9 protein-coding genes are annotated in these 10,532 nt (G+C 61.9%); 4 read left to right on the top strand and 5 right to left on the bottom strand.

Annotated elements, in window-relative coordinates; all coding sequences use genetic code 11:
* Positions 1 to 204: 204 nt before the first annotated feature.
* The 3 genes from ACODSJ_RS24375 to ACODSJ_RS24365 form a co-directional block, all read right to left on the bottom strand.
* Entirely contained in the window at positions 205 to 1,071 is an 867-nt protein-coding gene (locus ACODSJ_RS24375) for an ATPase (protein ID WP_489104172.1), read from the bottom strand.
* A 107-nt stretch (positions 1,072 to 1,178) separates the two neighbouring features.
* Positions 1,179 to 2,171: an NAD-dependent epimerase/dehydratase family protein gene (locus ACODSJ_RS24370; RefSeq protein ID WP_489104171.1), complete on the bottom strand. Its 993-nt coding sequence runs from the start codon at positions 2,169 to 2,171 to the stop codon at positions 1,179 to 1,181.
* Positions 2,172 to 2,234: 63 nt separating this feature from the next.
* Entirely contained in the window at positions 2,235 to 3,134 is a 900-nt protein-coding gene (locus ACODSJ_RS24365; RefSeq protein ID WP_489104170.1) for a LysR family transcriptional regulator ArgP, read from the bottom strand.
* A gap of 99 nt (positions 3,135 to 3,233) precedes the next feature.
* Between ACODSJ_RS24365 and ACODSJ_RS24360 the strand changes: the two genes are divergently transcribed.
* From ACODSJ_RS24360 to ACODSJ_RS24345, 4 genes are all read left to right on the top strand, one after another.
* Positions 3,234 to 3,836, top strand: coding sequence for a LysE/ArgO family amino acid transporter (locus tag ACODSJ_RS24360; protein WP_489104169.1), 603 nt, complete (start codon positions 3,234 to 3,236; stop codon positions 3,834 to 3,836).
* Between the two features lie 221 nt (positions 3,837 to 4,057).
* Positions 4,058 to 4,654 (top strand): superoxide dismutase, encoded by a 597-nt coding sequence (locus ACODSJ_RS24355; RefSeq protein WP_260956943.1) that lies wholly within the window; start codon positions 4,058 to 4,060, stop codon positions 4,652 to 4,654.
* Positions 4,655 to 4,959: 305 nt separating this feature from the next.
* Complete coding sequence (locus ACODSJ_RS24350) at positions 4,960 to 7,011, top strand: putative bifunctional diguanylate cyclase/phosphodiesterase (RefSeq protein ID WP_489104168.1); 2,052 nt, start codon at positions 4,960 to 4,962, stop codon at positions 7,009 to 7,011.
* 161 nt (positions 7,012 to 7,172) lie between these two features.
* Positions 7,173 to 8,516, top strand: a complete 1,344-nt coding sequence (locus tag ACODSJ_RS24345; RefSeq protein ID WP_489104167.1) for an imelysin family protein — start codon at positions 7,173 to 7,175, stop codon at positions 8,514 to 8,516.
* Between the two features lie 237 nt (positions 8,517 to 8,753).
* Here the strand turns inward: ACODSJ_RS24345 and ACODSJ_RS24340 are convergent, their stop codons facing one another.
* On the bottom strand, positions 8,754 to 9,989 hold the full coding sequence (locus tag ACODSJ_RS24340) for an RNA polymerase sigma factor (protein WP_489104166.1): 1,236 nt from the start codon (positions 9,987 to 9,989) through the stop codon (positions 8,754 to 8,756).
* Positions 9,990 to 9,996: 7 nt separating this feature from the next.
* Entirely contained in the window at positions 9,997 to 10,341 is a 345-nt protein-coding gene (locus ACODSJ_RS24335; RefSeq protein WP_489104165.1) for a YciI family protein, read from the bottom strand.
* Positions 10,342 to 10,532: the final 191 nt, after the last annotated feature.

The raw sequence follows: 10,532 nt of genomic DNA, 5'->3' as shown, positions 1-10,532 counted from the left end.
CTGGGCCATGGATGGCCCTTCGCGGCGGGCCCACGGAGCAATGCCGGAGTGAGGGTACACCTCGCCCTAGGCGAGGTGCCGAGTGGTGGGGCAAAGCGTTTTTGGTTACTTTTGGCGCTCTTCCAAAAGTGACCCGCCGCAAGGGCGGAACCCTAAGCCGCCGTTACCGCAAAAACGGATATACACACGCCCCCGCGACCAAGCTCACTGCCCCCGAGCACTAATCTGCTGCTGCAAATGCTGAATCTGCGCCTGCAGCGTATTGATGTTACGAGTGACCTGCCCCCGAAACGCATCGAACTCAGCAGTGCCAGAACCGCGGTTTTCCTGCTGGCTCTTGAGCACCATCATGTCCTGCTCCGCGTTCGAATTGGCCCTTTTCAACGCCGTGATATCAGCACCGATGCTCTTGAGCTGCGCATCCAGGACACCGCCCTCACCCTGGTTTTTCAACGCGGAAACTTCCGCCGCCAACGCCTTGACCTGGGCCTGGAGATCCTTGTTGGCCGCTTGCAGCTGGGTATTGGCATTCTGCTGCTCAGTGGACTGGGCAATGAGCTGGGCCAGCTCCTTGTCCAGGTCGGCGGACGGACCGAACGTCGCTTGCTGTTGCTTGTACTGCTCCAGCAGCTTGCCGTCGAATAGCCGGGCCTGCTCCTGCAACTTGCTGTCCAATTGTTTGATCTGCAATTTCAACGCTTCACTGTCGCTCATGACGTTGGACTGCCCGGCGACCACCTTGCCGGAAATGTCCTGCAGGCGCCCCGCCGCGTCCTCACTGATCCGGGCGAAGCTTTCCTGCGTAGCCACCAGTTGCTGCTCCATCAGGGAAATCTGCTGGAAGCTCCACCAGGCCAGGAAACCGAACGCACACAGCAACGCGCCGACCAACGCCCACAGCGGCCCGGTGCTGGCCCCCTTGACCTTGACCGCGGCAACAGGCGCCGGGCGCGCTTGCACATGAGGCTGCTCGCGGTTGTGCAAGAAGTCATCGTCATCGGGAATATCGGCCCGCATCCGCAGGCTCGGTATATCGTCGAAGTCGTCGTTGGCATCGTTACGCATGGGCATGGGTTCAACCTTTGGGAAACCGGTGATGGCATGATGCGGCGAGTATAACCCCCTCGCCCGCCGCACCCATTGACCCCGAACCCGGCACTCGGTTCAGCATGGGCCGATCAGTGGACATTCTGGCCTTTGTACCAGGCGCAGAACTCATCAAGGGCAGCCCACAGGCTGACTTGCGGATCATAGTCGAGATAATGCCGCGCACGGCTGATGTCCAAGGTGAAATTCTTGTTCATGACCTGCATGCCCAAGCGCGACAGCGTCGGTTCGGGACGGCCGGGCCAGAGCTTGCAAAAACCTTCGTTCAAGGCCGCGACACCATAAGCCAGCCCATAGGAGCGGTAACGCCGGACCTGCGGGACCTGCATCTGGCGCATCACATAATTGATCACGTCCCACAGCGGTACCGGGGCACCGTTGCTGATGTTGTACGCCTTGCCCAAGGCCGAACCCGTGGCCAGCAGGCTGCTGAGCAGCGCCTCGTTGAGGTTCTGCATGCTGGTGAAATCCACCTTGTTCAAACCGTTGCCGACGATGGCCAGCCGCCCCTTGCGCTGCATCTTCAGCAGGCGCGGGAAAATGCTCATGTCGCCGGCACCAGTCACGAAACGCGGGCGCAGGGCCAACACTTCGAGGCCGAATTCCTGGGCGCCGAAGACTTTCTGCTCGGCCAGGTACTTGGTGGCGGCGTAAGGGTGCTTGAAGCGCTTGGGTACTTGCTCCTCGGTCAGCCCGAGGTGGTCTCGACCGTCGAAGTAGATGGACGGCGACGACAGGTGGACCAGGCGCCGGACCTTCTGCTTGAGACAGGCTTCGACGATGTTTTCCGTGACCTGGACGTTGCCTTCGTGGAAGTCCTGGTAGCGTCCCCAGACCCCAACCGATCCTGCGCAATGCACAACGGCCTCGACATCCACGCACAGGTCGCGGGCCAGCAACGGGTCGCCCAGGTCCCCCTGGATAAATTGCGCCCCGCGCCGCACCAGGTGCTCCACGCTCTCGGCCCGGCGACCGGTGACCCGTACATCCAGGCCCTGCTCCAGGGCGAAACGCGCAAAGCGCCCGCCAATGAAGCCGCTCGCGCCGGTGACCAGAATTTTCATGAATGCTCCTAAGAAGTGCGGTGACGCGCCTCAAGCCGCACGCCGCAAGTTGAGACTTGACGCTTATTGCTGCTCCCAAGGCACCAGCCATTGCCGAGAGGATCGGACCAGCTGTTCCGTCAGGGAACCGAGCAGTTGCCCGCCGTTGCGCCAATGATGCCAGTACAACGGTACATCGATGGGTTTATCGGCGAGCAGTTCCACCAGCGAGGCCCGCTCCAGTGCTTCGCGCACCTGCAACTCCGGCACCAGCCCCCAGCCCAATCCAGCTTCAGCCAGACGAATGAAACCCTCGGACGATGGGCAGAGATGGTGCTCGAAGCCGCCCTCCACCCCCAGGGAAGCGAGGTAACGGTGTTGCAGAAAATCATCCGGGCCGAACACCAACGCCGGCGTACGCGCCAACTGGTCGGCACGTACGCCGTCGGGGAAATGCCGGGCGATGAACGCCGGGCTGGCCAGCGCCCGATAACGCATGGCGCCCAGCAACACGCTGCGCGCACCGGCCACCGGGCGTTCACTGGCGCAGAGACAGGCCGCCACTTCGCCGGCGCGCATGCGCTTGAGGCCCACGGTCTGGTCTTCCACCACCAGGTCGAGCAGCAAGTGGTGCGCGGCGCAGAAGTCGCCCACGGCAGACGCCCACCAGGTCGCCAGGCTGTCGGCGTTCAGGGCGATACGCAAGCGCTCGGGCAGGCCTTCTTCATCCAGTGCCGGTACCAGGCTTTGCAGATCGCGTTCCAATAAACGCACCTGTTGCACATGGTTGAGCAGGCGCCGACCGATCTCAGTGGGCATTGGCGGCGTGGCGCGCACCAGCACGGGTTGGCCGACCCGCGCCTCGAGCAGCTTGATACGCTGGGAGATGGCCGATTGCGACAGTCCCAGCACCTGGGCGGCGCGCTCGAAACCGGCCTGTTCGACCACCGCCGCCAGCGCCGAGAGCAATTTGTAGTCAAACATCAGTTTCCCTAATGAGTGATCAGCAGGATTGGTTTTTCTTATACAGCCTCCCACTGGAGAATAGCCAGCATTGCAACTTCAACCGGGGAGATCGAAGCCATGTGGCAAAGTTATGTGAATGGGCTTCTGGTGGCCCTTGGGCTGATCATGGCAATTGGCGCCCAGAATGCGTTTGTGCTGGCCCAGAGCCTGCGTCGTGAACACCACCTGCCAGTCGCCGCGCTGTGCGTCACGTTCGACGCGCTGCTGGTGGCCGCCGGCGTTTTCGGTCTGGCCACGCTGCTGGCCCAAAGCCCGCTGCTGCTGTCCATTGCCCGTTGGGGTGGCGCGGTGTTCTTGCTCTGGTACGGCAGCCAGGCGCTGCGCCGGGCCTGCTCGAAACAGAGCCTGCAACAGGGCGCGAACCAGGCGGCGCGCTCGCTGCGCACCGTGCTGCTCAGCGCACTGGCGGTGACCCTGCTCAACCCCCATGTGTACCTCGACACGGTGCTGCTGATCGGTTCCCTCGGTGCCCAGCAGAGCGTGCCTGGCGCCTACGTCGTAGGCGCCGCCAGCGCCTCGCTGCTGTGGTTCTTCACCCTGGCCTTCGGCGCCGCGTGGCTGGCGCCCTGGCTGGCGCGCCCAAGCACCTGGCGGATCCTCGACCTGCTGGTGGCCGTGATGATGTTTACCGTGGCGGGGCAGTTGATCGTCAGCGGCTGATTAGGCTTTGTACGAAGAGTCGATCAGGCACTTTTCGTACAAGGCCTAGGGCAAACCGCTCTGGAACCTCTATCCCACACAGTTGTTGCGTGGTTATGCCGCACCCCCAGTGCTATGATCCGACTCCTGCGCCGCAAAAGAGTACAAACTCCCCGGCGCTAGTCCGGCCGCCCGTGATCGGCCTTGCGCTCACCGCATCAGACCTGATTAGGAGAATCACCATGGCTTTCGAATTGCCGCCGCTGCCCTACCCACACGACGCACTGCAGCCGCACATCTCCAAAGAAACTTTGGAATTCCACCACGACAAGCACCACAACACCTATGTCGTGAACCTGAACAACCTGGTACCTGGCACCGAGTTCGAAGGCAAGACCCTGGAAGAAATCGTCAAGACTTCCTCGGGCGGTATCTTCAACAACGCCGCTCAAGTCTGGAACCACACCTTCTACTGGAACTGCCTGGCGCCGAACGCCGGTGGTCAACCGACCGGCGCCCTGGCTGAAGCCATCAACAAGGCCTTCGGTTCGTTCGACAAGTTCAAGGAAGAATTCAGCAAGACCTCCATCGGCACCTTCGGCTCCGGCTGGGGCTGGCTGGTGAAAAAGGCTGACGGTTCCCTGGCCCTGGCCAGCACCATCGGCGCCGGCAACCCGCTGACCAGCGGCGACACCCCGCTGCTGACCTGCGACGTCTGGGAACACGCCTACTACATCGACTACCGCAACCTTCGTCCAAAATACGTCGAAGCGTTCTGGAACCTGGTCAACTGGAAATTCGTGGCCGAGCAGTTCGAAGGCAAGACCTTCACGGCCTAAGCCTTGATGCCAGACAAAAAACCCGGCCCTTTGCCGGGTTTTTTTTCGCTTTGCGATGAATGAACAAGCACCGAGACCGACAGAGGACCTTACGTCTGGAATTCAACAAAAAGTCCACTCAGGCCTCAAGTTACGGCTCTTTGCAACCGACACAATGGTCATAGAGCAATCACTCTGAAAAGCTCGTCTATCGGTCATTTCCCGGGTGATAACCGTTGTGTTTGATTGTCCCTTTGACTGACATCACAGGATTGCCAATACTCATGGCAACTTGACGCTACCCGCACGGAACAAGGAACCACTCTTTGAAGCTGGAACTCAAGAACAGCTTGTCTGTGAAGTTGCTCCGGGTCGTGCTCCTTTCGGCATTGATCGTTGGCGTGGTCTTGAGCTGTGCCCAAATCGTGTTCGATGCCTATAAAACCAACCGGGCAGTCGCCAATGATGCCCAGCGTATCCTCGACATGTTCCGCGACCCCTCGACCCAGGCCGTCTACAGCCTCGACCGGGAAATGGGCATGCAAGTAATCGAGGGGTTGTTCCAGGACGAAGCCGTGCGCATGGCCTCCATCGGCCATCCTCGCGAAACCATGCTTGCGGAAAAAAGCCGGCCCCTGCAGCACTCCCAAAGCCGCTGGCTGACCGACCTGATCCTGGGCAAGGAACGCACCTTCACCACACAACTCGTGGGTCGTGGCCCCTACAGTGAGTATTACGGCGACCTGAGCATCACCCTCGACACCGCCACTTACGGTGAAGGGTTCATCATCAGTTCGGTGATCATCTTCATCTCCGGGATGCTCCGCGCCCTGGCCATGGGCCTGGTGCTGTACCTGGTCTATCACTGGCTGCTGACCAAGCCGCTGTCGCGGATCATCCAGCACCTGACCCAGATCAACCCGGACCGTCCGAGCGAACACAAGATCCCGCAACTGCGAGGCCATGAGCAAAACGAGTTGGGCTTGTGGATCAACACAGCCAATCAGTTGCTCGAATCCATCGAGCGCAATACACACCTGCGCCATGAAGCGGAAAACAGTCTGCAGCGCATGGCCCAGTACGACTTCCTCACCGGCCTGCCCAACCGCCAGCAACTCCAACAGCAACTGGACAAGATCCTGGTGGACGCCGGGCGCCTGCAGCGTCGCGTGGCAGTGCTGTGCGTGGGGCTGGATGATTTCAAGGGCGTCAACGAACAGTTCAGCTACCAGGCCGGTGACCAGTTGCTGCTGGCCCTGGCCGATCGGTTGCGGGCCCACAGCGGTCGCCTGGGCGCCTTGGCACGGCTGGGGGGCGACCAGTTCGCCCTGGTCCAGGCCGATATCGAGCAACCCTACGAGGCGGCCGAGCTGGCCCAGAGCATCCTCGATGATCTGGAAGCACCGTTCGCCAACGATGAGCAACAGATCCGTCTGCGCGCCACCATCGGCATTACGCTCTTCCCGGAAGACGGCGACAGCACCGAGAAGCTGCTGCAAAAAGCCGAGCAGACCATGACCCTGGCCAAGGCTCGCTCACGCAATCGCTACCAGTTCTACATTGCCAGCGTGGACAGCGAAATGCGCCGCCGTCGCGAACTGGAGAAAGACCTGCGCGAAGCGCTGATCCACGAGCAATTCACCTTGGTGTATCAACCGCAGATCAGCTACCGCGACCTGCGGGTGGTGGGCACCGAGGCGCTGATCCGCTGGCATCACCCCGAACACGGCATGGTGCCGCCGGACCTGTTCATTCCCCTGGCCGAGCAGAACGGCACCATCATTGCCATCGGCGAATGGGTACTGGACCAGGCCTGCCGACAACTGCGCGAATGGCACGACCAGGGCTTCGTCGACCTGCGCATGGCGGTCAACCTGTCCACCGTGCAACTGCACCACGCCGAGCTGCCACGGGTGGTCAACAATTTCATGCAGATGTACCGCCTGCCGCCACGCAGCCTCGAACTGGAGGTCACCGAGACCGGCCTGATGGAAGACATCACCACCGCTGCCCAGCACTTGCTGAGCCTGCGCCGCTCCGGGGCCTTGATTGCCATCGACGACTTCGGCACCGGTTATTCGTCCCTGAGCTACCTCAAGAGCCTGCCGCTGGACAAGATCAAGATCGACAAGAGCTTCGTCCAGGACCTGCTCGAAGACGAGGACGACGCCACCATCGTCCGGGCCATCATCCAGCTGGGCAAGAGCCTGGGCATGCAGGTCATCGCCGAAGGTGTCGAGACGCTCGAGCAGGAGGCGTACATCATCGCCGAGGGCTGCCATGAGGGTCAGGGGTATTTCTACAGCAAGCCGCTGGCGGCGCGGGAGCTGGGCGCCTACCTGAAGCAGGCGCAACGCAGCAAGGCCTCCATCCTCTGACTTGTCCTACAGACGCCGCCGAAAGGCGGCGTTCTGCATTATTAAATAAGAAATATTTACAGCTTCGACCCTTTACACATAATGCAAATCTTTCGCATTATGTCGCAGCTTTTGCGCACCCTCGCGCCAGTCCCATCCATTTTCGAAGCAGGATGTTCGCCATGATTCGTATGCCCCTGGCTACCGCCAGTCTGCTGGCCATCGCTATTTCCCTCGCCGGTTGCGGCGAAGGCAAGGACAAGGCCGCCGCGCCGCAAGCGCCAACGCCTGCCGCCAGCACTGCGGCACCGGCCGCCCCTGCCGCTGCCGGCAAAGTCGACGAAGCCGCCACCAAGGCCGTCGTCGCGCATTACGCCGACATGGTCTATGCCGTCTACAGCGATGCCGAATCCACCGCGAAAACCCTGCAAACCGCCGTCGACGCGTTCCTGGCCAAGCCGAACGCCGACACGCTCAAGGCTGCCCGCCAAGCCTGGATTGCCGCCCGCGTGCCTTACCTGCAAAGCGAAGTGTTCCGCTTCGGCAACACCATCATCGACGACTGGGAAGGCCAGGTGAACGCCTGGCCACTGGATGAAGGCCTGATCGACTACGTCGACAAATCCTACGAGCACGCCCTGGGCAACCCGGGCGCCACCGCCAACATCATCGCCAACACCGAAGTCCAGGTGGGCGAAGACAAGGTCGATGTAAAAGACATCACCCCGGAAAAACTCGCCAGCCTGAACGAGCTGGGCGGTTCCGAGGCCAACGTCGCCACCGGCTACCACGCCATCGAATTCCTGCTGTGGGGCCAGGACCTCAACGGCACCGGCCCAGGTGCCGGCAACCGCCCGGCGTCCGATTACCTGCAAGGCGCAGGCGCCACGGGCGGTCATAACGACCGTCGTCGTGCCTACCTCAAGTCCGTGACTCAACTGCTGGTCAACGACCTGGAAGAGATGGTCGGCAACTGGAAACCGAACGTGGCCGACAACTACCGCGCCACCCTGGAAGCCGAGCCGGCCGAAAGCGGCCTGCGCAAGATGCTGTTCGGCATGGGCAGCCTGTCCCTGGGCGAACTGGCGGGCGAGCGCATGAAGGTGTCCCTGGAAGCCAATTCGCCAGAGGACGAACAGGATTGCTTCAGCGACAACACCCACAACTCGCACTTCTACGACGCCAAGGGCGTGCGTAACGTCTACCTGGGCGAATACACCCGCGTAGACGGCACCAAGATGACCGGTGCCAGCCTGTCGTCCCTGGTGGCCAAGGCCGACCCGGCCGCCGACACCGCGCTCAAGGCCGACCTGGCCGACACCGAGGCCAAGATCCAGGTCATGGTCGATCACGCCAACAAGGGTGAGCACTACGACCAGTTGATCGCCGCTGGTAACACCGCCGGCAACCAGATCGTCCGCGATGCCATCGCTGCCTTGGTCAAGCAGACCGGTTCGATCGAGCAGGCCGCAGGCAAACTGGGCATCAGCGACCTGAACCCGGACAACGCCGATCACGAGTTCTGATCGACGTTGAATGACAAAAAGGCGACCTCCGGGTCGCCTTTTTGTTTGATGCCGCCGGTACAGGGGCATAGGGATAACTCTGTGGCGAGGGAGCTTGCCCCCGCTGGGTCGGTCCGACGCCTCGGGCGTAGCAGCCCCACTTCCCTGTTGTAACTGGCACACCCTAGGGGGCCGCTTCGCGGCCCAGCGGGAGCAAGCGCCCTCGCCACAAGGACTTGCCCGGCTATCCCTCGGCCATTACTGCAATCCGACAAGCCTGGCTTCAAGGAATCGACGTTCCGGCAGTTGCTGGGTCAATTCCAGCGCGCGTCGATACGCCGCCCTCGCCTCGTCCAATTGCCCCAACTGGCGACAGAATTCCGCCCGCGCCGAATGGGCCAGGTGGTAGTCGAGCAGTTCACCGCGCGCCAGGATCCCTTCGATCACCCGCAACCCCGCCATCGGTCCGTCACGCTTGGCCAGGGCGGCGGCGCGATTGAGTTCGATCACCGGCGACGGCACGGCCCGCAGCAGCACATCGTAAAGCCCGACGATCTGCGGCCAATCGGTCTCCTCCGCCGTCGGCGCTTCGGCATGCACCGCCGCAATGGCCGCTTGCAGGCAATACGGCCCGAACCGGCGGGTGTTTAGCGCGGCCTCCACCAAGGCGCAACCTTCGGTGATCATTCCAGCGTCCCACAAGCCGCGGTTCTGTTCGTCCAGCAAGACCAGTTCGCCGGTTGCAGAGGTGCGCGCCAATCGTCGGGACTCGTGCAGCAGCATCAATGCCAGCAACCCCATGACTTCTGCCTCGGGCAGCAATTCCATCAACAAACGCCCGAGGCGGATGGCTTCGCGGGTCAGGTCTTCGCGGGTCAGTTCGTTGCCCATCGACGCCGAATAGCCTTCGTTGAACACCAGGTAAATCACCCGCAGCACGCTGTCCAGACGCTCGGGCAGTTCCGTGCGGGACGGGACTTGATAGGGGATCTTCGCGTCGCGGATTTTCGCCTTGGCCCGCACGATGCGCTGGGCGATGGCCGCCGGTGCGGCAAGGAAGGCGCGGGCAATTTCTTCGGTGGTCAGGTCGCAAACTTCCCGCAGCGTCAGCGGCACCTGGGCATCAGCCGCCAGGGCCGGGTGGCAACAGGTGAAAATCAGCCGCAGACGATCGTCTTCCACGTCTTCATCGCTCCAGTCGGCCTGCTCCAATGCCTCGAGCTGGGCGATCAACAGTGGCTGGGATGCGGCGAAACGGGCACGCCTGCGCAAACTGTCGATCGCCTTGAAACGTCCGGCGGACACCAGCCAAGCCCGCGGATTGTCTGGCACACCGTCGCGCTGCCAGCGTTCGACCGCGATGAAGAACGCCTCATGCAGGGCTTCTTCGGCGAGGTCGAAATCCCCCAGCAGACGAATCAAGGTCGCCAGGATCCGCCGCGAGTCTTGTCGATAGACCTGCTCGACCCGTGCCTTGACTGCTTCCGTCGACATCGGCCGGTTAAACCTGGAGTTGCCGAACCGGTCGCACTTCAACACAGCCAACCCGGGCCGCCGGAATATGGCCGGCGACCTGGATGGCTTCGTTCAAGTCCTTGGCGTCGATCAGGTAGAAGCCCGCCAACTGCTCCTTGGTTTCCGCGAACGGACCATCGGTGATCGACAACTTGCCGCCGCGCATGCGCACCGTGGTCGCGGTCTGGACTGATTCCAGGGCCTCGGCGGCGAGCATCCGGCCACTGCCCCGGATCGACTCGGCATAGGCCATGCACTCGGCGTCCTCCGGGCTGTCGGGCGAGTTGTGCAGCGTGTGCTCGTTGCTATACACCAGGCATAAGTACTTCATGGAAAGCTCCGCAGATGAACTGATCAACTATGGACGGCAACGCCGCACCGGGTGAAAAAACCGACGATCAGGGTTTCAGGTCGAACAGCGTCGTACCGGCCATCGGGTCGAACGGAGCGGACCAGTGTTCATGGACGTAACCGATCCACGAATCCCACATTCAAAGCCGCCACTTGATTCTGGATGCTGCG

It is taken from the genome of Pseudomonas sp. FG6, from assembly GCF_057809015.1.
Note: the sequence above shows the minus strand (reverse complement) of the source record. Positions and strands in the feature narration are given on the sequence as shown.